Origin of the sequence: Bacillus sp. RC252 (assembly GCF_044909215.1) — a bacterium.
GTDB lineage: Bacteria > Bacillota > Bacilli > Bacillales > Bacillaceae_G > Bacillus_A > Bacillus_A mycoides.
This window is the reverse complement of record NZ_JBIYDV010000005.1, coordinates 268,525-295,284: the sequence shown is the minus strand read 5'-3', so window position 1 is coordinate 295,284 and position 26,760 is coordinate 268,525. Positions and strand designations below refer to the sequence as shown.

The following is a 26,760-nucleotide window of genomic DNA, read 5'->3' as shown; positions in this document are numbered from 1 at the left end:
GTCTTCAAACGAAAAACACCTCCATTGAATTTGCATACTTAGTATGCGAATTCAGGAGGTGTTTTTTTCATGTACCACTATTCGGGTTCACTTCATTTTAACGTAAGGGTTTTATTTTTCATGTGCTAATTTCTTGCAATATGTGTTCAATTAATTTATGTAGCCGAACGCTGAGCAGAATACGTATTAGTGTACTAAACTCGAGATAGTTGTTGTAATAAAAGGAAAAGTTTCCATACAAAGTGTTGACATCTATTTTAAATAAGAGTAACATTTTCTATGTAATTATAATAAGTCTCTGTTAGGTGAGGCTCCTGTATAGAGAAATGCTACTGCCCAAAAATGTCGAGAGACGCCAATGGGTCAACAGGAATGATCGAATTAAGGTTTTTCTTAACGTAGCTGGTAATGAACCTATGCTATACAGTGCTAAAACTCGGCGAGGGAGAGGTCCGTAGATTTCTAATTGTATTATATTAGGAATCGCTTATTTGTGTATGCAATGACCTTTGCTCTCTTATGAGTAAGGGTCTTTTTTGTTAGCAAGCTATGAGTAATTTCATAGTATAGATTATAACTAAAAAATTAAAGAGGAGGTGAGGAGCATGTCAAATTCTGACTCGGTTCCGTTACCCATATACTTCAAATCAAAAATATATGATGTAGGCAGGAAACGACTTGTTCCTCCCTCTATATTTATCGTAATGTAGCGTTTATTCGAGTATTTAAGCGCTAGACACTTTCACGGTAAAGTGGATAAATTGAGAAACAAAGTGTTTCTTCCTATGTTGTAAAGGAGGAGACGATAATATGTTATATGTAAATAAAAGTGTGGGTAACACTTCGTATAAATTAAGTAAAAAAGCAATGAAAGAACAAACAATGCTTCAAAAAAATAAAGATTTATTAATTGAAATCGCAACAAGAGATGTAAAATCTGTATTTGCGTATTTTAAAACAACAAGAGACGGACTATCTATGAAAGAGGCACAAAAGCGTATTCAAGTATACGGTCGAAATGAATTAACTTCAAAAAGAGCGCGTATTGCGGAAGTAATGATGAAGCTAAGTGGAATGATCCCAGGTCTTTCAAAACAAAATATGGGTGATGAATTACAATGTGAAACAGTTACTGTTTCTAGAGTAGAAGCCTCTAGCGTAACAGGGCTAAACAGTGAACTGAAAATGATGAAATTACCAATACAAGAGCTTGTACCTGGAGATATGATTTTTCTTTCAGAGGGCGATACAGTGCCGGCAGATGTACGTATTATTTATGCAAATGATTTATTAGTAAATGAATCTATGCTGACAGGAAATGATGCTAGTATTGAGAAATTTGAAAGTTGCTATCATCTTGAACGTAAACGATTTATTCCATTAAAACGGATGAAAGACTATAATCCACTTGAACTTGAAAATGTATGTTTCAAAGGTACGTATATTGTTGACGGAAATGCAAAGGCTGTAGTTGTTTCGACAGGTAAAAATACGTATTCAGGAATACTTCATACTTGCTGTGGTAGAATGTCTTAATGTGTTAATGATGCTAAATATACAAAAACAATGTATAATAGACAAAGTTGAACAAAAACGTAGAATGGTAATCTATATATAACCTTACGTGATAACGTGAGGTTATTATTTTTTGTTAGTAGGAGAGGAATTATGAAAAAAGTATTATTAGTTGATGGTATGGCACTATTATTTCGTGCTTTTTACGCAACAAGTGTATATGGACAATTTATGAAACGACAAGATGGTACCCCGACGAATGGGATTCATGGTTATATGAAGCATTTATTAACAGCAACACAAGCAATCGAACCAACGCACATTGTAACGTGCTGGGATATGGGAAGTACGACATTTAGAACGGAATCTTTCTCGAATTATAAAGCAAATCGTGCAGCACCGCCGGAAGAATTAATTCCGCAATTTGATTTAGTGCAAGAAATGACTGCGAAATTATCTATGCCTGTAATCGGTATGAAAGGTTATGAAGCGGATGATTGTATCGGTACGCTTGCAAAACAATATTGCAATGAAGCGGAAGTTTATATTTTGACAGGTGATACAGATTTACTTCAACTTGTTGATACGAATGTTACAGTTATGCTTCTTCGTAAAGGAATTGGAAATTACGAGTATTACACACCGGAAAAAATCATGGAAGATAAAGGTGTAGAACCTTGGCAAATTGTTCATGCGAAAGCTTTCATGGGAGATACAAGTGATAATTATCCGGGTGTAAAAGGTATTGGTGAAAAAACAGCGTATAAGCTTATTCAAGAATACGGGACAGTATCGGCAGTGCTAGAAAATATAGCATCATTAACGAAAGCGCAGCGCACAAAAATTGAAAGTGATTTAGAGAATTTAAATATCTCTTTACAATTAGCGCGAATTCATTGTGAAGTTCCAATTTCATGCTCGTTAGAAGAAGGGTTACACACAATGGACGAAGAAAAACTACGCTTTGTTTGTAACGAAATGAATTGGGGAAGACCTGAAATATTAATTAATATGCTTTAAAGAGCATGGAAAGGTTGATCAAATATATTTTTGATTAACCTTTCTTTTTTTGTTCACAAAGTTGTCAGAAAATAAACGGAATTTTCATATGAAGTTCAAATGGAATTCACAACAATCAACTATTATAAGGACACACAGATAAATCCTTATCCCGCATTAACGGGAGATAGGACTTCTATCTCAGTATTATAGCTGAATAAAGAGTGATGATGGAAGAGTAACTCCCTGTAAAAGCCCGATTGATGTAGGCTAATAATTAGTGAGGGTAAATCCTCTCATTGATTAAAGTTTCAAGTTATCTTTTATATAAACCATCCCCCAAGGAGGAAAATAAACATGCGAAAAAAAGTGAGAAAATCCTTTAAACAATTATTAATAGAAAATAAACAATCCCTACTAACTAATAAAGAGAATATGAAAGAAATTGAAGAACGGATTGAGAAACGACATGTAGCATATAGTGCTGCTAGCAATTGATAATTTTGTTTATGAAAAAAGCTTGTAGTTTGGATATTATCCGAACTACAAGCTTTTTCTTTTTTGATTAACGCCACCAAATCCAAGTCCAAAAGTAATTTCGTATATTTCGAGGAGTAATGCGTATGAAACGTTCACCGTCAAAGAAACAATTTAAATTTGGAAGTGTTTCATCTGGATTTTCTGGAATAAAGGTGACGATGTTTTCGTTACTTGTAATGGTTACTGTGATTGGTGGATCGGTAGGAGAGACTTGAAGTTGTAAAGAAACGTTTGCCGTGTTTTTAAATTCATTATTAATAGGTGGACTTATCACTTGTACTGTGAATAACACGATAATTGTTTCGTTCGGTTCCAAATTAGTAGCGACTAGGAAACCGATATTCGGATTCGCTAGTGGAGAGCGTTCCCCATTAATGAAGACCGTACCGTTCATAAATTGTAAACCTGCTGGAATGGTGTCTTGTAATGAAATATTTGAAAGTGAAATCTCGGAAGTATTCGTAATACGCACTGTATAATCAAAATATTGGTTTAAATAAGCAGAGCTGACGGAAGCATTTTTTATCACTGCTGCCGTTATAAATTGAACTGGTATACGAACAATATTCGAATTAACAATGAAAATAATAATTGGATCCTGTGGTGTCAATTGGAAAGCAGCTGTAACTGTTGCGGAATTGATAATTGTACTGTTTGAAGGGATAGAAGTTACGAGAACTTTAAATGTTATAGTTGCTACTCCATCTGCCGATAAGGAACCAATGTTAATACCAGTGTCTGGTCGAATATTTGGAACCGAAGTACCGTTAATTGTTACACTGTTTTCTATAAATGTTGTACCAGCTGGAATCATATCTAAAACGGAAGTACTTACTGTAGGAATTGGGGAATGATTAAATATCTCTAATGTGAATGTAATAATATCTCCTATAACGACAGAAGATTTGTCAGCGTTTTTCTCAATGCGCACCATTGGATCAACGATCGTTGTTGTAACGGTATTTGTTTGCTTTGTAATTGTAATAGGTGGTTCGGTTGGATCGACGATAAACGTATAGGAGATAGTAGCATCGTTATTGATAGCAGATTGAAGAGTCAAAGAAGATATTGTTACTTGGAACGTAACGACAACAGATTCATTAGGAGCAAGGTTTCCTAATGTAATACCGTTTTCGGGATTCGCATTAGGTTGATTGATTCCGTTAATCGTAACACTACCAGTAACGAAGGTTGTATCTACTGGTACAGTGTCTACAATAAGAAAATCGTCAATAGTCACATTGCCACTATTAGTAATAGTAATTGTATACGTTAAAGTTTGACTAGGTAATGCATTCGTGGCATTAACAGATTTTATGGCAACGACATTATCATTTTGGACAGTTGTTGTCACAGTATTTGTTGTAGTCGTATTTGTAACAGGTAAGTTATTTGGATTGACTATATAGTTAAAAGTAGTAATTGCTTTGTTGTTGAGCTCATTTGGTGTTGGAATAGAAGTTACAGTTACTTGGAATGAAGCGATAGTATTTCCACCTACAATTATAGTGCCAATTGGTATGCCGCTTACTGGATTAACTCCCGGAAGAGTTTCTCCGTTGACAATGACGCTATTTTCTATAAACGTAGTACCTTGAGGAATAATATCTTGAATGATTACATCATTTGCTGCAACATTACCAGTTTCATTTAATGTAATCGTATACGTTAACGTATCACCAACCGTTGCAAATGCAAGGTCAACAGCTTTATTACTATTCAAATTCGCATGATTAATTTCTGTTACAGCAGCTGATGAAATAATAGTTTCGGTAATAGGTGGTTGGTCTGGTACCGTGTATTCATATTCAATTGCACTCGTGTTAGAGATTGGATTTGTTTGCGGAATCGAAATAACCCGGACTTGGAATAGAATAGTTGCTGTCGTATTAGGCGGAATGTTATCAATTGGTATACCGCTAAGTGGATTGTCATTTTGCCGAGCGTTGCCATTTACAATAACGCTATTCTCTATAAAGCTCGTATTTGCTGGGATGATATCTGTAACGATAATGTTTTCCACTTGTATATTTCCGTTATTTATGATGGAAATTGTATAAGGGATAATAGTTTGTAGGTCAGCGTATTGGATTTGCGTTGTTTTTGTCGCAATTACATTAGCAGAAATAACTTCAGTGAAGGTAATATTACTAGTCGATATTTGTTCTTCCCCGTTTATTGTATAGCGGGAAGCTGATTGATTTTGAACATGGCCGCTAGCTGGAAGAGCTACGACGGTAACAGAAAATGTGACTGGGATAGAAATGTCAGGAGCAATCGTTCCTACAAGTATACCGGTACTTGGATTGGCGTTAAGCTGCGGAATGTTATTTACTAAAACGCTACCGTCTATAAAGGTTGTTCCATCAGGAATATTGTCTGTAAATACAACAGCAGTAGCATCCGTATTCCCTGTATTCGTTAAAGTTGTTGTATAAGTTAAAATGTCACCAATCGTTACAGAAGTTAAATCAACAGTTTTCAGTGAAACGATATCAGCGTCATTAATTTGAACGAAAGTAGTATTGGAAGTAGTAGATTTTTGAATTGGTGCAAAGTCAGGATTGAAAATAAAGTCGTAGACGATGTTTGCAGTATTAGGTGCTGGATTTACAGCAGGTAAATTCGTAACGGAAACTTGGAATGTTATTGTTGTCGATTGACCTGACGCGATATTAGCAATGGGAAAGCCGATATTCGGATCTGCTGCAGGAAGTACAGTATTGTTAACTATTACACTTCCCGGAATAAATACTGTTCCATCTTCTATAGTATCTGTAAAAAAGATGGAGTTAGTTGTAGTGGATCCGTTATTTTGGATTAATACTGTATATTCAATGATTTCATCAATATTAGCTAATACTTTATTAGCGGATTTTGTAGCGATAAGAATAGCGTCAATAAATTGTATATTTGTACTATTGGAAGAGGTCGTTTCTGAAATTGGTGGTGAGCTTGGATCCGGTTGATATTCATAGTGAATGACAGCGATATTATTAATGTTATTTTGAGAAGGTATAGAGACTACATTTACTTGGAACGTAACAATAATCGTATTATTTGGAAGGATAATATCAAGGGTGATTCCGGTAATTGGATTTTCGTTAGGTCTTGGTATGCCATCTACAAGGATGCTATTTGGAACGAATGTGGTGCCAGCTGCAATTGCGTCAATTAGGAGAGTATTTGTAATAGGTACTGTACCAGCGTTTGTAACTGCGACTGTATATGTGATGATTTGACCGATGCGTGTAATGGATCTATTGGCGGATTTAATTGCACTAACATTTGCCGTCCGCACTACCGTGTTTACTGCATTTGATAACGATCTACGCTGAATAATCGGAGAGCTAGGGTCAATTTGGTATTCGTACGAAGTGTCTGAAATATTAATGACTGTATTGCCGGACGGTATATTTGTAAGTTGTACTTGGAATGAAATAGTGACTGTTTCATTTGGTTGTATCGTGCCGAGAGTTACTCCGTTTTCAGGATTCGCGCCAGGCTGAATCACATTATTTATTGATAAGCTATCTTCAATGAATATAGTACCTTCTGGAATGTTATCAATAAACACGGTATTGTTAGCTGGAATGGTTCCTATATTTTGTAGTGTATTTGTGTAGGTAATAATTTGCCCAATTGATACGAAAGTTACATCAGCGCTTTTAACAGAAATAATATTTGCATTTTGAAGTGATGTTGTAACAATGTTAGAGTTTGCAGAGCGATTCACCGGTGGAGCTGTAGGAATACTTACATATTGGTAATTTGCAGAAGATTGATTTACAATTTCGGTTTCAGTAGGTGGATTGTTTGTTTGCACTTGAAATAGTATCGTTTTTGAACTATTTGCTGGAATCGTTCCAATCGGTATTCCGTTTTCTGGATTTACACCTGGCTGCAGGACACCGTTAATTGTGACACTATCGGGAACGAATGTAGTCCCAGCTGGAATAGAATCTGTAAAAATAATATTTATTGCGTCAACATTGCCGATATTTTTCACTTCAGAAATATAAAGTATAGTTCCGCCAATATCTACAGTTATTGGATTGGACGTTTTTGTAATTGTCAATTGTGCTTGCACAAAATTTGTAATGACAATATTACTTGTAGATGTTTCAGTAATAGGCGGCTGGCTTGGATCTGGTTGAATTGTATATGTTGTATTGGATTGATTTGTAATAGAATCTTGCGAGAATGAATTATTAATAAGAATTTGAAACGAAATAAGGTGAGTAGCGTTTGCTGCAAGGTTAGGCAAAGTAACACCTACGTTTGGATTGGCACCAGGTATAGCTGTTCCGTTAAGTGTAAAACTATTTTCTACGAATGTAGTCCCATTTGGAGTAGAATCTAAAAATGAGAGATTAGTTGCTGAGATATTTCCGTTATTTTCTAATGTTATCGTGTAGGTCAAAATATCGCTAGTTGTTGCTTGTTGTGCATTGACTGCTTTTAAAGAAATGATAGTCGCATCTGAAATTTGTGTGGATGCTGGATTAGAAGTAATTGTACGAGAGATGATAGGAGAGGTTGGATCGGCGATAAAAGTATAGTCAATACGGGCTGTATTAGAAATTGGATTCACGCTTGGAATGGATTGAACGATAACTTGGAATGTGACGGTGACGATTTCTGACGGCGCGATGGCGTTTAATGGTATCCCTACGTTTGGATCGGAACCTGGAACGGAAACGCTATTAATGGTCACGCTATTAGGAATAAATGCAGTTCCTTCTGGGACCAAATCTGTTAAATTAACTGTATTTGCAGTTGTATTTCCGTTATTTTGAACGACTACTGTGTAAGTGATTGTACCGTTAGTAGATTGTACGAGAGAATCTGTATTTTTAATTACGGATAACGATGCATCAACGACAGCTGTATTAACCGTATTAGATGAGGATGTTGCTGTAACTGGAGGTTGACTTGGATCGACAATATACGTGTAACTTGTAATGGCTTGATTTATAATCGCCCCTTGCGGTGGAATAGAACTTGCAAGAAATTGGAACGTAATAGTAGCAAAATCACCTGGTGCGATAATACCAACTGGAATACCGAGAGTTGGACTTGCATTTGGAAGTGACATTCCATTTAACGTAACGCTATTTGGAACGAATACTGCACCTACAGGAACTCCGTTTATGAGCAATACAGAATTTGCAGGGAAATTTCCGGTATTTGTTAATGTTGCTGTATACGTAATTATATCTCCGATGGATACGATTGATCGATTTGCTTCTAAAACAGTAGTAACGGTAGCGTTATTAATTTGTGTTGAAGCGCCATTAGAATTTATTGTGCTTGTAACAGGAGGAGCTGCCGGGTCAACAATGAATGTGAATTGAATAGATCCAACGTTTGTAATTGGGTTTGAAGGTGGAGTAGATGCAACCATGACTTGGAAAGTAACAGTTAAGGAACTGTTCGTACTAACGGTTCCGATATTAACCCCGTTATTTGGATCTGCCCCTAGAATGATACTTCCATTTACAGAAAAACTATTTTCAACAAAGGTCGTTCCAGCTGGAATAAGATCTGAGAAATTTAAATTCGTAGCGTTTGTATTGCCGCTGTTTTGAATCAAAACTGTATAAGTGATTGTGTCTCCGATATTTGCAAAGGCTGTATTAGCAGTTTTTACAGCTGAAAGTATTGCTGAATTAATAGAAGTAACGAAGACGTTCGTTTCCACATTGCCAGGCTGGGCTTGTAATGAATTGCCTACGTTATATTGGAAGTTAACAAATCCTAAGTTTTGGAGTTCAGGTGTGAACGTTGTTGGATTGCTTACGATTTGCACTTGGAACATAATTGTTACGATTTGATTTGGAGTTATTGTATTTATGCCAACACCGTCAATGATAGAAGCGGATGGTAATGAAGTGCCATCAACAATGACTGATCCTGCAACAAATTGTGTCCATGTCGGTATAGGGTCTGAGAAAACAACGTTGTTAGCAGAGATATTTCCTGTGTTCGTAATAGTAGTTGTATACGTAATCGTATCACCGATAGTTGCAAAAGCTTTATCTCCTATTTTAATAGTGTTTAAAATAGCACTTTCAATTTTTGTTGTAACGCTGTTAGAAGTAATATTTTTTGAAACTGGAGGATTTGCTGGATTAACGATATGGTGGAAGCTAACGCTAGCTTGGTTGGAAATTGGATTTATAGGCGGAATTTCATTGGCATTAATATGAAATGCTACGATGACAGATTGGTTTGGCGCGATATCACCAATTGGAACACCTGTAATTATATTTGCATTTGGGATGCTAATTCCGTTAAGTGTAAAACTATTCGGTTCAAAGGAAGTTCCGGCTGGAATAAGGTCGGTAAAAATAACATTCGTTGCACTAACATTTCCGCTATTTGTAATTGTAACGGAGTAGACGATATCCTGCCCGATATCTACCGTTTCCGCATTTGAATTTTTTTGTGCAGTAAGGATAGCGCTATTAATTTGGGTTGTCGTTGTATTCGATTGATTGGAAGTTGTAATAGGTGACTGGCTAGGATCAACGACATAATGATATGTGGTAGAAGTAAAATTAGAAATTGGATTAAGTGTTGGAAGTGTAGTAACAGTTGCTTGGAATGTAACGATTGCCGTATTACCCCCATTAATTGAACCTATGTTTACACCAGTAGACAAATCAGCGTTTGGAATGGTTTGCCCATTAACTGTGAAACTGTTTGGAATGAAACTTAAATTGCTATCAAGAATATCGATAATAGTTACATCAGTTGCAGCCACATTCCCTGTATTAGGAAGGCTAAGTGTAAATGTTATTGTATTACCAACATCCGCAAAAGTAAGATTTGCTGTTTTTGTACTAATAATATTTGCGTTGTTTATTTGAAGAAGTGTAGTGTTGGAGCTAGCTGTATTCGATACCGGCGGATTACCTGGATCAACAGTAAACTCATACGTCGTTGATGCTGTATTTGGTGCTGGATTACTCGGTGGGATGCTGTTCACTGTAACTTGAAAGACGATACTATATATTTCATTTGGTGGAAGTGCTGCGAGTAATACACCTGTATTTGGATTCGCATTAGGTTGTAAAACGCCATCGACAGTTAACGTGCTAGGAACAAATGTGAGTCCACTTGGTAATACGTCTGTGAATACAATGTTAGTTGCATCGGTATTGCCTACATTGATAATAGAAGTAGTATAAAAGGCAGTTTGCCCGGTATCTGCAAAGGATACACTTTTATTTTTCGTCATAGATAATATAGCTTCTCTAATTTGCGTTGAAACAGGATTACTAATTGAAGTTTCTGCATCAGGTGGTGAGACTAATTGATACGATGTCGATGAGAAATTTACAATTGGATTTGCGGTTGGTAATGAGGTCACGTTTACTTGGAATGAAACATTTACTGTAGCCCCAGCTGTTATAGGACCAATATTTACACCATTCGTTGGATTCGCACCGCTTTGAGGAATTCCATTGATAGAAAATGTGTTTGTGATAAATGTAGTTCCGCTCGGCATTGTATCTGTGAAAATAACATTTTGTGCGGAGGAATTTCCGTTGTTTGTTAAAGTGACAGTATAAGTGAGTGTATCTCCGATGTGGCTATAGGCTTTATCAACTTGCTTTGATGAAAGAATGGTAGCTGTATTAATTGTAGTAAACGTTGTGTTTGAAGTAACATTTCTTGAAACAATAGGTGCATTTGGATCAGCGATAAATGTGTAAGAAGCAGTAGCGGAGTTGGCAATGGGATTTTGAACAGGGGTGGAAGTAGCGGTAACTTGAAATGCTATAGATATTGAGCTGTTAGGAGCAATTGATCCAATCGTTATACCTGTATTAGGATTAAGACCAATTTGTGTGATGCCATCTATTGTAATGCTATCAGTAATAAACGTTGTACCATCTGGAATAAGGTCAGTGAAAGTAATGTTAGTTGCATTTGTATTACCACTATTCTTTAAAATGGTCGTATAGGTAATGGTATCACCTAGTGTTACAAGCGTTTGATCGACTGATTTTACCATCGTTATCATGGCATCTAGTACAGGATTTGTAACGATATTCGTTGAAGTAGAAGTTGTAATAGGAGCTCCGCTTGGATCAACAGTATAAGAATATAAAATTGTGTCATTATCCATAATCGAGCTTGAAGGGGGAATAGAAATAACATTTACTTGGAAAGTAACAGTTACTGTTTCACCGGGTGCGATATTTGGTAAATTTACTCCAAGTGCTGGTTGCGCACCAGGTTGCTGAACTCCATTTACTGTAACTGAATTTGGTATGAATGTAGTGCTAGCTGGAATAGCGCTTGTGAATGTTATATTCGTTGCTGCTGTATTCCCTGTATTTGTAATAGTAGTGGTATACGTAATCGTATCTCCAACAGACACTATAGATTTATCAGCACTTTTTGTTGTAGTTAATATTGCACTATTTATTGTCGTAGTCACGGTATTAGATGAAACGGTTTGTGTTATAGCGGGTTGACTTGGATCGACAATATGCTGAAATTGTACAGAACTAGAATTAGAGATTGGATTTATACTTGGAATGTTTGTCACAAGGACATTTATCGTAATAGTAGCCGTACCACCTGGATTTATATTTCCAATCTGAATCCCGTTTGCCGGATTTCCAATTTGCTGTGTACCAGAATCGCTTGTAAGAGTCCCGGAAATAAATGTCGTTCCATCAGGCAAAATATCCGTGAAAATTATATTTTGTGAAGTGACATTTCCAGGGTTATTTAATGTAATTGTATAAGAAATTGTATCGCCGATCGTTGCGAAATTTTTATCCGCGGATGTAACCGCTACAATTTCCCCGGAATTTATTTGTGTCGAAACAGAATTGGATGTTGTACTTCGTGAAACGAGTGGTAAATTAGGTCCTGTCATAAATTGATAATTAATAGAAGCACCGTTTACAACCGGTGAGTTTGGTCCCCCAGGCCCAATTGTGAAAATTGGATTTGGAATACTAACTACTTGCACGCGGAAGGTGACGTTTATAAAATCTCCTGCAATAATATCTCCAATTGGTATCCCATTCGCTGGATTTACTCCAGGTAATAAAACCCCACCTACTCGAACGCTATCTTCTATAAATACTGTATTATTTGGAATCGGATCTGTAAAAATGATATTAATAGCAGTCGTGTTCCCTATATTTTCTAATAAAACAGTATACGTTAAAAATGAATTTCCAGGTGCTACGTCAGAAAAGATACGATCCACGCTTTTCGTTGCTTGAATGATTGCTTCATTTATTTGAACTAAGACCGGATTACTAGTAGCCGTTTCTGTAACAGGCGGCTCGGTAGGGTCAATAATGATAGAGTATGTTGTACTAGATTGGTTCATCGTAGGGTTTGAATCTGGTATTGAACCGACAATAGCTTGGAAGCTGATGGTTGTCGTTCCTCCAACTGGAATGGGGTCTAAAGGAACCCCGTTATCTGGCCTAAATCCGAGTTGTGGGGTGGTATTAATTTGTATGCTATCAGGAACGAATGAAAGTTCAGGTGGTAATATATCGATAAAAACAGGTGTGTTTGCAGTTGTATTTCCGTTATTAGTGAGAGTAGTTGTATACGTAATTGTATCGCCAACAGCAGCAAATGCACTGCTCGCAGTTTTTGTTGCGATAACGGAAGCAGTATTTACTTGTGTAAAAGTTTTATTGGATTTAACTGTTCGTGAAACAGGTGGTTCATTAATATCTACAATAAAACTATATTGAAGCGATGATTTATTAGGGATTGGATTAGGATTTGGAATCGTTGTAATGTTTACTTGAAAGCTGAGTATAACTGATGCATTTGAATTTATGTTACCGATATTGATACCATTTTGTGGATTTGCATTAGGAATGGTTGTTCCATTTACTGTAAAACTATTTGGAATAAACGTTGTACCATCTGGAATTAAATCTGTAAAAATAACATTGTTTGCGGTAGTGTTACCGGAATTAGTAATGGTAGAAGTGAAAGTAAGTGTATCTCCAATAGTAGCGAATGTTGAATTGACAGTTTTATTTATAGATAGAGTAGCATCAATAATTGGAGTAACCGTTGTGTTTGTAATTGTACTACCAACAGCAGGTGATTGGTTTGGGTTCACTGTATATTCATAATTTACAAGGGCATTATTTGTTAATGTGCCACTAGGCGGTATCGCTAAAATTTGTGCTTGAAAAGCAATAAATACAGTATTACCTGGTGGAATATCTGCTAAGTGAATACCAAGTGATGGATCTAATCCTGGTTGTGGAACATTATTGATAGTTACGGAGTTTTGGATAAATGAAGCTCCTGCGCCAAGCCCATCCGTTAAAACATTTGCACTAGCAGGGATATTACCTGTGTTTGTAACTGCAATCGTATAGGTAACGATATCTCCAATTGCAGCTGTCGGTGTATTCACTGATTTAGTAGCGACGATCGTAGCGTTATTAATTTGAGTTGTTATTACGTTACTTAACGCATTGGCGGATGCTGGAGGTAAGTTAGGATTTACGACATATTGGTACGTTGTATTACTTTGGTTCGGGATTGGATTTGGACTAGGGATGGAATTTACTATTACTTGAAATGAGATTGTTGTATTTGTATTGGGGTTTATTGGATCAATTGCTACGCCATTTGCTGGATTTATATTAGGGAGTGTAGTACCATTTACTGTTACACTATTTGGAATAAATGAAGTCCCACTTGGAATGGCATCTGTAAATACTATATTTGATGCAAGTGTATTCCCGTTATTTGTTAAAGTAGTCGTGTACGTAATAATATCATTTACGTTAGCAAACTGTTTATCTGCAGATTTTGTAGCGGCAATTGAGGCGTTATTAATAGTTGTCTGTACCGTGTTAGAAGCCACCATCTGCATTACAGCTGGCTTGGATGGATCGTACGTATATTGGAATGTTGTGCCTGATTGATTTGTAATCGGATTTACAGCAGGGATAGTTGGTACAAGAACCTGGAATGCAACGGTTCGTGATGAATTCGCTCCTATCGTACCGATAAAAATACCGTTAGCAGGATTTGCATTTGCTATAGGGACATTGTTAATCGTTACAGTATTAGGAATGAACAGGGTACCCGCTGGAATGATATCTGTAAACGTTACATTAGAAGCAGGGATATTCCCGTTATTTGTTAAAATAGTCGCATATAATATGACATCACCAACATCAGCGAAATTTGTGCTCGTTAGTTTTGTAGCAACAATATTAGCAGTATTAATTTGTGTAGTTACTATATTACTAGTAGCGTTTTTCACAACAACAGGTAAATTTGGATCAGCGATAAAGTTATATTGAAGTGAAGCGCTATTTTGAATTGGATTTGGTGAAGGTAGCCCATTTGCACTTATTTGAAAAACAATCGTTGTAAAACCACCTGCAGGAATGGAGCCGACTTGAAGGCCGGTACTTGGGTCTGCACCTAGCTGTAAAGCGCCACCTATAAAAATACTATTTGGTACGATAGTGGTGCCGAGAGGGATTATATCGGTAACAACAACATTGTTTGCTGTAGTATTGCCAAGGTTAGCTAAGGAAATTGTATATGTGATTGGTTGCCCGACATCGGCAATAGTTAAATCTACCTCTTTGACAATAACTACATTTGCTAAATTAATTTGTGTACTTACAGTATTACTTAAAGATGTTTCTATAATTGGTGGATCACCTGGATTTAGAACGAAACTATACTGTGTACTCGATGAATTAGTTGTTGGATTTTGGGCTGGTAAAGCAGTGACAGTTACTTGATAAGAAACGGTAATTAATCCGCTAGCAGGAATAGAAGGTAACAGGACACCGATATTTGGATCTGCATTGTTTTGCAAAACGCCATTAATAAGAAAAGTATTTGGAATAAAGGTAGTACCATCTGGATTTATATCTATGAAAGTAGGATTATCAGCAGAAACGCTTCCTGCATTCGTTAAAATAACGGTATAAGTTAATATATCTCCAACAGTAGCGAACTCTCGATCCACTGATTTTGCCGAAATTACATTTGCATCATTAACTTGGATAAATGTAGTGTTTGTAGTTGTGTTTGTACTTACAGGAGAAGCGTTTGGATCAACGATAAAGTTATAGGAGATGGAAGCGCTATTCAAAATAGGATTAGGATTTGGAATACTAGTTATTAATATTTGGAATGAAGCTGTAATTGTAGTATTAGCATTGATGCTACCAATATTGATGCTAGCCGGTGTTGCGCCCGGCTGAGTAACACCGTTAACTATAACACTGTTCGGTACAAAGGAAGTGCCATTCGCAATGGAATCGGATAGTAATACATTGTTCGCTGTAACATTTCCATCGTTTGTAAGAGCAAAGGTGTAAGTTAATACATCTCCAACTTCCGCAAACGTTTGACTTACAGATTTATTAGCATGAAGATTTGCTAGTCTAATTGTTGATGTAACAGAATTAGAATTTGCTGTTTTTGAAGTTGGTGGCAGGCTTGGATTTACAGTGTAAATATAAGAGGAGAAAGCGTTATTAATGATAGGGTTTTGTGCAGTAATGTTAATGACTGTTACTTGGAAGGATAAGGTGAAAGTAGCTCCACCAGGAATTGTGCCGATAGGTAAAGCAACGAGAGAATCTACATTTTGCAAAACTCCGTTGAGCGTTACAGAACCTAATGTTAATATCGTTCCATTTGGAAGTGGATCTGTTAGTTGAACGTTATTGGCGGCCGTATTTCCATTGTTTGTAATAAGGATTGTATAACTTATCGTTTCGCCAATTGTGGCAAATTGTTTATTTGTAGACTTTGTTAATGTTAAATTCGCATTGTTAATTTGAGTAGTAACGACGTTAGAAGAAATGTTTTTCATAATGGGTGATTGGCTAGGGTTAACGGTGTACTGATAAGAAGCGCTTGATCCGTTAGATATGGCATTTGACGCGGGTATTGTGTTTACTACTACTTGAAATGAAACACTTTTGGTTGTGCCAGTTGGGATGGATCCTATGTTCACACCATTAGCGGGATTAGCGCCAACTTGTGTCGAGCCATCTATTGTTAAACTGTTTAGGACAAAAGTTGTTCCTGTAGGAATGACATCTGTAAAAATAACATTGTTCGCATTCGTATTACCTGTACCTGTAAAGGCAACAGTGTAAGTCAGGGTATCGCCAATATCTGCATAGTTTTTATCTACTGCTTTCGTCATTGTTACAGTAGCATTATTCACTTGAGTGGAGACAATATTTGTCGTATCAGTTCCACTTACTGCCGGCTGATTTGGTACAGGAATGTATTGATATGTTGTTGTACCACTATTTAATATTGGATTTGTTTGGGGGATAGAAGGAACGAATACTTGAAAGGAAATAGTAGTAGTAGAATTTGCAGCAATAGATCCAATTGATATACCATTAGCGGGATTTGCTCCAGCTTGAGTAACTCCGTTAACAGTTACACTCCCTGGAATGAAAGTAGTCCCGCTAGGAATCGGATCTGTATATATAACATTAGTTGCAGCGATATTTCCTATATTAGCTAAGGCAATACTGTAAGTTAATGTTTCACCAATATCGGTAAAAAGTTTGTTAACTGATTTTGTGCCATTAATATCTGCGAGGTTAATTTGTGTTCCTGCAGAGTTACTTGTTGCAAGACCGTTAAAAGTCGTTCCTCCGGCAATCGGTGTATATTGAAATGTAATATTCGCAGTGTTAGAGATAGGATTTTGACTTGGAAGAGAAACGACAGTCGCTTGGAAAGCTACTGTACGAGAAGAGCCATTATTAATTGTCCCCAGAGATATACCGGCGACCGGATTTGCGTTTGTTTGTGGTACGTTATCTATCGTTACGCTTCCAGGTATAAAGGAAGTACCGTTAGGGAGAACATCTGTAAAAGTAACGTTATTTGCAGGAAGAAGCCCGGTGTTAGGAACAGTAACTGTATAGGTTAGAATATCTCCAATTGTAGCGACACTTTTATTCACGCTTTTAGTTGCTTGTATATTAGGTGAGTTTATATTGATTTGTAAACCGACTGTATTTAACATATATGCATCCCCGTTAGTAGTTAAACGAATTGAGGCAGATACTTGGGAATTTGTTAAATAAGGAGAAATATCAATGGAAGTAATGTCCCATCCTTGTCTTCCAGCGGAGATATTTGTACTTGTAGAGGCACTCTGGTTTCGCGTTCCAAATGTACCAGTTGTATCTAAGTTCCCTGCAGCATTATTAATTTGAGAACCGAAGAAATTATTAACAGCATTATTTGGCCCAGATAATGCATTTAATGAACTGAAATTTGGTCCAAATAAAGCTTGATCCCCAGTTAAATCAGCATCCCCTTCAGTAGAACTTAAAAATAATCTCCCGCTTACAGGTCCCCCGGCAGGTGTTAAAAACCCTGAGACAGATACATCTGCACTACCGGTTTCTACAGAAACGCGGTTACCAGCTACGTAAATTGTTAAATTTCTTGCGGGTAAGGAACCGTTTTGATAAGCGACAATAAGCGTCCATCCTGCAGAATTAATGGCTCCATTAGAAGCGTCTAAAGGATCTACAAGTCCAGGAACAGAACCTGTTGTATAAGATCCAGATCCAGCAGCTTGAACGAGTGACGTTACATCCGCTGATCGTGTGTAAAATCCAAATGTGACAGATCCAGAAACGAATGTTTGATTTGAAGCTGTAACAGCCGAAGGGGTAATTGAGTATGTTGACACAGGTGTTGTAAAAGAAACGGGGTTTCCTAATACACTCGTAATGTTTTGATCCCGAGATAAATAGTTTCCACCCCAAACGAGTTCTGCGTAAAGAATAGTACTACCAGCAGGGATATTCAAAATAGCGGTAGAACTATTTTGTGTATAGTTTAACGTTGTACCTGCAGGAAAAGTAGTTACTTGTAAAGCGGTATTCGTAGTTACGAATGCACCAATTGCACCGATTGTACCAGCACGGTTTAGATTGCTAATTTTACTTAAACCTAGTGTGTTTCCTGTAATAGCGAGTGCGCCGTTAGTGGTGGTAGAAAATCGATTCGTAATGGGCATGTTGTCACCTCATTTACAATATAGTCTTGGTCAAAATAGGATATGTGTGTGAGTGATAAAGGGAAACATGTACAAGTTGATTCATGCAGAATGGTTCAAACGTCTAAAGAAGGAGATGGGGAATGATTGAAGTGGAGATTAGGGTGGAGCGTCTTAGGAAAGGGAAAAGAGAGGATATTGTAGCATTATCTTCTCATATTGGCTGGGATTACAACAGAGAGGAAATTGAGATGATTTTGAATACGGGTATAGTATATGGTGTAGTAAATGAGAGAGAAGAGCTTATTGCTAGCGCAGCAATTATACTATACGGGGAGACATTAGCCTCAATTGGAATGGTAATTGTACATCCAGATTATAAAGGAAGAGGGATTGGAAAGATAATAACGGATTTATGTGTTAAAAGCGTATTAACTCAAACCCCCATTATGCTTATTGCCACGGATGAGGGGAAAATTTTATATGAAAAACTAGGATTCAGGGCTGTTAGTTATGTTTCTAAATACATATGTAACTCGTACAATGCGAATTACCATTGTGTAGGAAATGAAGAGGATATTGTGAATTATGAAGAACGTGATTTAGAAGAAATAATACAAATAGATAAAGATGCATTTGGAACAAATAGAGAAGAGTTTTTAAAGTATCGAATTATTCAAAGTGAACAATGTATTGTTACAAAGGATGCACAACAAAATGTATTAGGTTACGGTTTAAGTATACAAACGCCAGAAAATAAAATAATAGGGCCGGTCGTTGCTAAAAATGATGCGATGGCAATGAGAATGGTACATTATTTAGCAAGAGAGCATCATGGTAAATTAAGAATTGATGTACCAGAAGGAAAGAAAGGTTTCATGAAAGAATTAGAGATTACTGGTTTTCAAAAGGTTAATACCCCACCAATTATGATAAAAAATAGTGATCAAATTTTGAAAAGAAATGGAGAACTATACAGTATTGCAGCGCAAATTTTTGGATAAAAAAGAATCCTTTTGTGAAAAGGATTCTTTTTTATAGCCATATTAATCGCGATATTGATCATGAATAGGTTGAAAAAGGTCTTCCTCGACATCTCTAACCATTGAAAAATGATCAACGTTATAATGTCCATGTAGAGTTTTATTATGATGACCAATAATTTGCTCTGCAGATAACACGTTAGAATCAGTTGTGGAATGACCATTTTTAATTAATGTAACGTCAAATCCTTGTACAGTTGCTGTTCTAACGGCGGTATCGATGCAATGTTCTGTTTTACATCCACCGATAACGATATGGCTAATCTTCTCTTCTTTTAAAAGTTCAAGTAAAGAAGTGCCATAGAAAGCGTTTGTTGCTGCTTTATTAATAAGGATTGCAGACTGAGGTACTTTAATTTGATTATGTACTTCAAATCCTTCTCCGCTACCAGAAGCAACATCGATATCTCTTACGAAAACAATAAGGGCATTTGAATCTATTGCTTTCTGTACGGCTGTATTTAGTGTAGATAATAGCTCGGTTTTACGAAAAACTTCATTTTCTTGTTCATTTCCATCCATTAATTCTTGCTGAGCATCGATAATTAATAGTGCTTGTTTCATTCGATATCCCCTTTAATATAAAATAAATTCCACTTTACATATTCTTTTATATTGTAAGGAACTCCTCTTTTTTCTAAGAAGTAGACGATAGATTTACAAAGTTGTCAAATAAATTTCATTCTCATAGAGTATAAAAACATGTATGATAGGAAGTGGAGAATTTTTGAGTAGGTGGGAATATCATGCAAACAGTAGAAGATTATCTTTCATTCTTACATACGAAAGGATTTAAATTATCAGAGGAAGCACAAGGATTTATTATGTTCGGACAAGGATATACTGGTGCATCTGATGGGATTGTGAACGTAGCAATAGAAGCGACGATTAAACATCAATTACAGTTTGATGGCAGTTATTTTGTTGCGTTATTAGAACGATTGAAAGAGGAAGAAATTACAGATAAAAAAAGCGCTAAGGCTTTTATGCGGAAGTTACAAGCATAACTTCACGCAGCCTGCGCTTCTTTTTTTGTTTTGGAAGGTAGCTCAACAAAAACCATGCCTAGGAAAATACATAAACAACCGATAATGGCAGAAATAGAAAGTTGTTCGTTTGCAACTAGAACGCCTGTTAATGCTGCAAAAACAGGCTCCATTGCGAAGATTATTGCTACTCTCGTTGGAGAAGTGTGTTTTTGTGCCGATGTTTGAATGAAAAAAGCAATGGATGTCGCAAATAGGGAAGTTAGAAATAGAGCGAATAAAAAGGATTGATTCGTCCATAGTGAAACTGAAAATAATTTTTCCCAATCTTCAAACAAAAAAGCGCAAATAGAAGAAAATATACCGACAGCTAATACTTGAGAGGTGCTTAGTAATAAAGGTGATATTTTCTTAGAAAAGAAACCGTTAACAAGAATATGGGCAGCAAAAGCAACTGCACAACCGAGAACGAGTATATCTCCAATGTTTAATTGAAAAGAATCACCAGCCGTTAATAAGTATAAACCTGCTGTTGCTACAGCAATGCCCATTACGATAAAAATGGTAGCTTTTTGTTTTAAAAAGATAAAAGACAAAATTGGTACCATAACGATACTAAGCCCTGTTAAGAAACCAGCTTTTGAAGAAGTTGTATAAAGTAAGCCGAATGTTTGTAATACATAGCCAATACATAAAAAGAATCCAACAATTAATCCAGCGAAGCTACTCTGTTTTATATCTTGTTTTGAAGCTCTTTTTGAGAAAATCATTTGAACGAATAATAAAATAATTCCAGCGAATAAAAAGCGAATACCATTAAAAGTAAATGGACCAACGAAAGACATAGCATTTTGAACGACAACAAACGTAGCTCCCCAAATAAAAGAGACGAATAATAAAGCAAGAGGAGCAACCCAATCTTTTTTCACACTCATACCCCCGTTAATTTTGTAAGATAGCTTTTCTAGCTAATTCATCAGCAACTTTATTTTGACTACTTGGAATCCACTTAATAAAAAAGAGATCGAAACTTTTTATGTACTGCAGTGCTTCCTCTAATAGTGGTGCAAATATTTTATTTTTTGCGTATTCTTTTTCGACAGCTCGCTCGACAAGCTGCGAATCGGTACGAAAAGAGACAATGTTATAATTATGCTCCGTGCAATATTTTAATGCCGCAAGTAAAGCGTGGTATTCTGCTTCATGATTGGACATTGTCCCAAGGGGCAATGATAACTGTACAGCTGGTTGCACCCCTTTAATAAACACTCCTGCACCAGAAGGACCAGGATTTCCTTTTGATGCACCATCAATATATACTTCAATCAAAATGAGAAACCTCCAAATTATAAGATGATCCCCTACTTATATGTTTCTTTGAAGTAGGGGATAGAGTGACTTAGCCGATTGTAATACTATAACGACATGTAAATGTTTCATTCGTTTGTAAAGATTGAATTCCTTTTTTTTCCTTGAAATCTTTTGCCGGATTTACTTCATCAGCAATCCCGTACCAAGGTTCAATACATAAGAAAGGTGCGTTCTCGCCTGGTGTCCATACACCCACAAATGGGAATCCGTCAAATTCTACTTTTACAAATTTATTATGTTTATGAGAACGAATAGAGATTTCATCCGTATTCATATTTTCAAAAATAAGTGCATCATTTTTGAATAAATCGTATGTAAGTGGTAATTCATTCGCATTTTCAGCGATTAATTGCTTTTTACTTGAAAGATAAGGTCCTTCTAATACGCTTGTTTTTAAGCGTTCAGAACCATTAAATGATAAATGATAATCTGTAAATGATTCGCCCTCTAATAAGGGGAAGTTGAAACCAGGATGTGCTCCGATTGAGAAAAACATCTCTTTTGAAGTAGGGTTATTTACTTTATATGTTACATGAACGATTTGTCCATCTAGCTCATAAGAAACGAGTAATTCGAATTCGTATGGGTATTTTTTTAATGTTTCTTCATTACTAGTAACAATATAAGTAATATTCGTTTCACTTTGTTCTTTTACAGAGAATGTAAGATCACGAGCAAAGCCGTGTTGTGTTAAAGAATATGGTTTACCATCTACGTAGTATGTATTATCTACTAATCGGCCGACAATTGGGAATAAAATTGGTGCGCGGCGCCCCCAATAAGTAGAATCGCCTTGCCATAAGTATTCAGTGTTATCTTCTTTTAAGCGAACGCTTTGTAATTCTGCACCTTTGTCAGAAATGGAAACGATCACTTTTTCATTTTGAATTGTTGCTGTCATGAAGTGAAACCTCCTAAATCTTTCATATGTTTTATTATACGTTGTCCAAAAGAAAAAAGGTAGTAAATGATAGGAATCTATTGACGAAAGAGTGCCTATTGCGTAAAATATAATCTTGTTGCTTAAAAACGAATAACGTGGTTCGAAACCATCCCACGTAAAAAAACTAAGGAGATTTTGTCATGAATATAAGGACATTAGTCGGTAATGGTATTTTAGCGGCATTATATATTGCTGTTTCTATGCTTATTCAGCCATTTGGCTTTACCAGTGTACAGTTTCGTATTTCAGAGATGTTTAATCATCTCGTTGTATTCAATAAGAAAGCAATTTACGGGATTGTATTAGGGGTATTTTTAACGAATCTCTTTTTCTCACCTATGATCGCTTATGATTTAGTATTTGGAGTAGGGCAATCCATTCTTGCATTACTTGCAACTATTATTTCTATGCGCTTCATTAAAGGTGTTTGGGCTCGTATGATTTTTAATACAGTTATTTTTACAGTCACAATGTTTATGATTGCAATTGAACTTCATCTTGCGTTTGATCTGCCATTTTTATTGACATGGCTAACTTGTGCAGTTGGTGAATTTGTTGTAATGGCAATTGGTATGCCTGTAATGTACTGGATTAATAAGCGAGTGCAATTTGAAAGATTTATGCAATAGATGAAAGAGCTATTCCTATAGGGATAGCTCTTTTTGTATGTAATCACATTGAATATAATGCTGTGACTCTTGATACAATATAATAAAATAAAGTGAGGCTTTCATTAGCTGGCTACATATAAGAAGTCTTATAAAAGGGGAATCTAGTATGAAATATAAAATTCATTGGTTGTATAAAACGAAGCGCGGTTTGCAGACGGAATTAACGACAGATTATATGAACATAGAAGATGTACTGCAATTTGCAGAGGATTTTGAGAAAACAGGTAGGGTGAAAGAACTTTTATTTTTCGATGAAATGGACGCGGAATGGTCATTAAAAGAAATGAAAAAACTGAGTAAGCAAGTGGAGGAAGATCCGCAAGAAATTCAAGTTTATTTTGATGGTGGTTATGATGTGCAGACGAAAGAAGCTGGGGTTGGTATATGTGTATACTATAAAAAAGGAAATACAAATTACCGAATTCGTCGCAATGCATACATAGAAGGCATATATGATAATAATGAAGCGGAGTATGCAGCATTATTATACGGGATGAATACACTCGAGGAATTAGGAATTAAATATGAAGCAGTTACACTTCGTGGAGATTCTCAAGTTGTACTGCAGCAATTAGCTGGTGAATGGCCTTGCTATGATGAACATTTAAATCATTACTTAGACCAAATTGAACAAAAAGCGAAGCAACTGAAATTAAAGCTTATTTGTGAACCGATATCTAGAAAACAAAATAAAGAGGCACATCAATTAGCAGCGCAAGCATTAGAAGGGACGACAATTGATAGTCATAAAGAAATAACCGAATAGAGAGGTGCACACGTGAAGAAGAAGCAACTCATTACAGAGGTAAATGACTTATTAGAAACGTATTGCGGAGGATGTTTCCTGCAGGAACATAATCGGAAAAATCATAGTAAATACTATGCCCATTCTTTTTGTATACGGCAATGTACGGTTGGAGAGAAGTTGAAAAAGTATGGGGAGCAATTGTCATAAAAAAACATCCAGAGAATTTTCTCTGGATGTTTTTTAGTGCTTTGCTTCGTGTAATTGATGCTCGCATTTACTTAATTTTTTTTCTTCATTCATTAGAAATGGCTCATCTAAATCCGTTGCAACGGATTTCATGATTTCAAGCTGAGAACGAGCCGATTCTACTGCAGTAGTGGCATGCTCTAATGTGTCTGGATCCATTGAAATTGTTGCAGAACCTACCATTTTTTGTGCAGTTTCTACACGGAATTTTACTTCTTCAAAATCATTTACATGTGACCCCATTGTTATTGCCTCCTTTGTATTTTGCGCATTTCACATAGTTTTTGCTCTGGAAAACGGAAATATACAAAGGAATAACAAAGGAGGTTACCAAGTAAGGTAACCTCCTGTCATATGTGGGATTAAAGTTTTGCTACGTTAGCAGCTTGAGGTCCACGGTTTCCTTCAGTAATGTCGAAAGATACCTCTTGACCTTCCTCTAAAGCTTTGTAGCCGTCGCTTTGAATAGCAGAGAAATGTACGAATACATCTTCAGAGCCTTCCATTTCGATAAATCCAAAACCTTTTTCATTGTTAAACCATTTTACTTTTCCTTGCATGTCACAATTCCTCCTAAAAACGATTCCTTTTTTCATTTAGTGAAATTCATTAAAAAATAATATAAATAAAAAATGCTATATTCTCGAATATTCTGCCAAATGATTAATTTAAATATACATGAATTGGTAGAATTTAGTCAAGTAAGCGTTTTTAAAATTTTGTATTTTGAATTAATTTTTTCTCGAATTTTTAAAAAGGTATAGGACAAGCCGAGTATGTAATATTCTTAAGTGAATGCTGTACATAATGAGGTGAAAGAATGGATGAGTCTTATTTATTAGATAATGAAGGGATGAAAAATAGAGCCGACATACCGAATTGGGTTGCAAAAGAATTTCATGATTTTTCGAATGTCGTGCTAGAACCAACTTTTCCGTGTTATTTCGGTTTAACAGCTTTGAAAAAGAATGAACTTCGTTATTCATTTCTCTCTCATAATGATTGGGGGCATTTACCCAATACAATGTTATCTTTTTTGGAGTTAATGAAAGAACGGCCAATTGTAAGAAGAGGCTTTTTTCTTTTTGTAGAGCCGGAATGTGAAGAGAAATCAATCGAATATTATCGAGATTATTTTTGGAAAGTACTACAATATTTACATGAAAACGATGATCAAACATGGCCGAAGCAAATTCCTGAAGATCCAGATCATTATTTATGGGAATTTTCATTTGGTGGTGAACCGATATTTGCGTTTGGAAATGCGCCGGCTTATAAACAGCGAAAGACTAGGCATTTAGGAAATTCTCTCGTTATTGGATTCCAGCCACGAACTATTTTCGAGGGATTAGAAGGAGATCGTCCTAAAGGGTCGTATTCAAGACAAATGGTCCGTGAACGAGTTGAAAAGTGGGATCAGTTGCCGAAGCACCCTAACATTAGTCACTACGGCGATCCTAATCATCGTGAATGGAAACAATATTTCATAGGGGATGATATTGAGCCGGTTAAAGGTAAATGTCCTTTTCATCATAGAGTAGAGAAATAAGAGCCATCAACTGATGGCTCTTTTGTATATTTTGGATAAAAAAGGGTATTGTATTAGTGAATAATTTTTATGAAAGCTAGTCTATTTTCTATATTTGCATCATTACTTAATAGTAAAAGAAGTAGAAAGGATAGAGCGATGTTTGGAGCAATTATACAACAAATAGTATTGGGTATTTCATTAGCTGCGCCGGTAGGTCCAATTAATATTGAAATGTTAAAACGTGGAATTGAACGTGGATTTTGGCATGCGTGGATTGTTGGAATCGGAGGAATGACTGCTGATATTTTGTTTATGCTTCTTATTTATTTTGGTTTATCTTCTGTGTTTATGTATACATATGTACAAGCTTTTATGTACTGCACTGGGTTTTTCCTGTTATTTTATTTAGGATTTCAAAGTGTAAAACAAGGAATCTCCCACTCGAATATGGAATATAACAAAGAAGAGGTAGGTGGACTTAAACAATCTTTTATGGCGGGATTTTTAATTGCGATATCCAACCCATTAAATCTCGTTTTTTGGTTTGGTATATACGGAAGTACACTTAGCTCATTGCTTACAAAGGTAACGAAACAAGAAGCTTTTTTGTACAGTCTTTGCATTATTGTTGGTATTATTTTGTGGAACTTAAATATTGCTTTTTCTGTACATTTTGGAAGAACTTTATTAAAACCAAAAGCACTTGGCTATATTACAGCCGGAGCAGGTATTATTTTAGTAGGATATTCCATCCATTTTGCATACAAAGCTTTACAGTTGTTCACATAAGATTGAAGGGGAGATTTTTATGTATCGAACCACTATTGACGGAAAAGAAATTATCATCACGTTAGCACCAAAAATCCGAAAAGAAATTACTGACAGGAACCCATTATATGAAGCGGTATTTAAAAATGCAGCAAGGTTACTGCAAACGAAACAACCAACGTTTGCGGTAAATCATGAAGTATTTGGTCTCATTATTGGAGAAGTACAAAGAGGAGAAGTAACAGTGTTTGCAGTAGAACACATTATTCCGAAGCAAAATATATTTGGTCCGAACACTTTTTTCTCGGCAATAGAACAGCAGGCAAATTTGTAAAGTGAATAGAATAAAATAGAAAAAAATA

At 36.1% G+C, this 26,760-nt stretch carries 18 protein-coding genes and 2 riboswitches; of the genes, 11 read left to right on the top strand and 7 right to left on the bottom strand.

The genetic code is table 11. The features are described from left to right. Positions 1-290 precede the first annotated feature (290 nt). Positions 291-456, top strand: a riboswitch (M-box (ykoK) riboswitch). Between the two features lie 354 nt (positions 457-810). From ABH960_RS09845 to ABH960_RS09835, 3 genes are all read left to right on the top strand, one after another. Further along, positions 811-1,536: a P-type ATPase actuator domain-containing protein gene (locus ABH960_RS09845; RefSeq protein ID WP_113937082.1), complete on the top strand. Its 726-nt coding sequence runs from the start codon at positions 811-813 to the stop codon at positions 1,534-1,536. A 132-nt stretch (positions 1,537-1,668) separates the two neighbouring features. Further along, positions 1,669-2,535 carry a 5'-3' exonuclease gene (locus ABH960_RS09840; protein ID WP_404444753.1) on the top strand — a complete coding sequence of 289 codons (867 nt, stop codon included), beginning with the start codon at positions 1,669-1,671 and terminating at the stop codon, positions 2,533-2,535. Between the two features lie 336 nt (positions 2,536-2,871). Continuing rightward, positions 2,872-3,012, top strand: coding sequence for an FbpB family small basic protein (locus ABH960_RS09835; RefSeq protein WP_001228051.1), 141 nt, complete (start codon positions 2,872-2,874; stop codon positions 3,010-3,012). A gap of 67 nt (positions 3,013-3,079) precedes the next feature. Here the strand turns inward: ABH960_RS09835 and ABH960_RS09830 are convergent, their stop codons facing one another. After that, the gene (locus tag ABH960_RS09830) at positions 3,080-18,112 is read right to left on the bottom strand and encodes a DUF7507 domain-containing protein (RefSeq protein ID WP_404444750.1); all 15,033 of its coding nucleotides are present in this window, start codon (positions 18,110-18,112) and stop codon (positions 3,080-3,082) included. 122 nt (positions 18,113-18,234) lie between these two features. On the opposite strand from ABH960_RS09830, the gene ABH960_RS09825 reads away from it, so the two are divergent. Continuing rightward, the gene (locus ABH960_RS09825; RefSeq protein WP_404444747.1) at positions 18,235-19,095 is read left to right on the top strand and encodes a GNAT family N-acetyltransferase; all 861 of its coding nucleotides are present in this window, start codon (positions 18,235-18,237) and stop codon (positions 19,093-19,095) included. A 42-nt stretch (positions 19,096-19,137) separates the two neighbouring features. Here the strand turns inward: ABH960_RS09825 and ABH960_RS09820 are convergent, their stop codons facing one another. Continuing rightward, the gene (locus ABH960_RS09820) at positions 19,138-19,698 is read right to left on the bottom strand and encodes a cysteine hydrolase family protein (RefSeq protein ID WP_002186259.1); all 561 of its coding nucleotides are present in this window, start codon (positions 19,696-19,698) and stop codon (positions 19,138-19,140) included. A 182-nt stretch (positions 19,699-19,880) separates the two neighbouring features. On the opposite strand from ABH960_RS09820, the gene ABH960_RS09815 reads away from it, so the two are divergent. After that, entirely contained in the window at positions 19,881-20,141 is a 261-nt protein-coding gene (locus ABH960_RS09815) for a DUF6123 family protein (protein ID WP_001195213.1), read from the top strand. A 2-nt stretch (positions 20,142-20,143) separates the two neighbouring features. Here the strand turns inward: ABH960_RS09815 and ABH960_RS09810 are convergent, their stop codons facing one another. From ABH960_RS09810 to ABH960_RS09800, 3 genes are all read right to left on the bottom strand, one after another. Further along, the gene (locus ABH960_RS09810) at positions 20,144-21,049 is read right to left on the bottom strand and encodes a DMT family transporter (protein ID WP_158664725.1); all 906 of its coding nucleotides are present in this window, start codon (positions 21,047-21,049) and stop codon (positions 20,144-20,146) included. Between the two features lie 13 nt (positions 21,050-21,062). Continuing rightward, positions 21,063-21,449, bottom strand: a complete 387-nt coding sequence (locus tag ABH960_RS09805; RefSeq protein WP_002011911.1) for a reverse transcriptase-like protein — start codon at positions 21,447-21,449, stop codon at positions 21,063-21,065. A 70-nt stretch (positions 21,450-21,519) separates the two neighbouring features. After that, entirely contained in the window at positions 21,520-22,392 is an 873-nt protein-coding gene (locus ABH960_RS09800) for an aldose 1-epimerase family protein (RefSeq protein ID WP_404444742.1), read from the bottom strand. Between the two features lie 131 nt (positions 22,393-22,523). Then, a riboswitch (PreQ1 riboswitch) is annotated at positions 22,524-22,568 on the top strand. Between the two features lie 6 nt (positions 22,569-22,574). Here ABH960_RS09800 and ABH960_RS09795 point away from each other — a divergent pair. The 3 genes from ABH960_RS09795 to ABH960_RS09785 all read left to right on the top strand — a co-directional run bounded on the left by ABH960_RS09795 (position 22,575) and on the right by ABH960_RS09785 (position 24,060). Continuing rightward, complete coding sequence (locus ABH960_RS09795; protein WP_002011909.1) at positions 22,575-23,063, top strand: QueT transporter family protein; 489 nt, start codon at positions 22,575-22,577, stop codon at positions 23,061-23,063. Between the two features lie 148 nt (positions 23,064-23,211). Beyond that, positions 23,212-23,871 (top strand): ribonuclease H family protein, encoded by a 660-nt coding sequence (locus ABH960_RS09790; RefSeq protein WP_404444739.1) that lies wholly within the window; start codon positions 23,212-23,214, stop codon positions 23,869-23,871. Between the two features lie 12 nt (positions 23,872-23,883). After that, positions 23,884-24,060, top strand: a complete 177-nt coding sequence (locus ABH960_RS09785; RefSeq protein WP_002011906.1) for a zinc-finger domain-containing protein — start codon at positions 23,884-23,886, stop codon at positions 24,058-24,060. A gap of 33 nt (positions 24,061-24,093) precedes the next feature. Here the strand turns inward: ABH960_RS09785 and ABH960_RS09780 are convergent, their stop codons facing one another. Both ABH960_RS09780 and cspB read right to left on the bottom strand, forming a co-directional pair. Further along, the gene (locus ABH960_RS09780; protein WP_002011905.1) at positions 24,094-24,342 is read right to left on the bottom strand and encodes a DUF2564 family protein; all 249 of its coding nucleotides are present in this window, start codon (positions 24,340-24,342) and stop codon (positions 24,094-24,096) included. 119 nt (positions 24,343-24,461) lie between these two features. Then, the gene (gene cspB / locus ABH960_RS09775) at positions 24,462-24,659 is read right to left on the bottom strand and encodes a cold shock-like protein CspB (RefSeq protein ID WP_002011904.1); all 198 of its coding nucleotides are present in this window, start codon (positions 24,657-24,659) and stop codon (positions 24,462-24,464) included. Positions 24,660-24,919: 260 nt separating this feature from the next. On the opposite strand from cspB, the gene ABH960_RS09770 reads away from it, so the two are divergent. The 3 genes from ABH960_RS09770 (at position 24,920) to ABH960_RS09760 (ending at position 26,732) form a co-directional block, all read left to right on the top strand. Continuing rightward, the gene (locus tag ABH960_RS09770; protein ID WP_404444734.1) at positions 24,920-25,648 is read left to right on the top strand and encodes a YqcI/YcgG family protein; all 729 of its coding nucleotides are present in this window, start codon (positions 24,920-24,922) and stop codon (positions 25,646-25,648) included. Between the two features lie 138 nt (positions 25,649-25,786). Next, positions 25,787-26,419 carry a LysE family transporter gene (locus ABH960_RS09765; protein WP_002086541.1) on the top strand — a complete coding sequence of 211 codons (633 nt, stop codon included), beginning with the start codon at positions 25,787-25,789 and terminating at the stop codon, positions 26,417-26,419. A 19-nt stretch (positions 26,420-26,438) separates the two neighbouring features. After that, complete coding sequence (locus ABH960_RS09760) at positions 26,439-26,732, top strand: hypothetical protein (protein ID WP_002086539.1); 294 nt, start codon at positions 26,439-26,441, stop codon at positions 26,730-26,732. Positions 26,733-26,760: the final 28 nt, after the last annotated feature.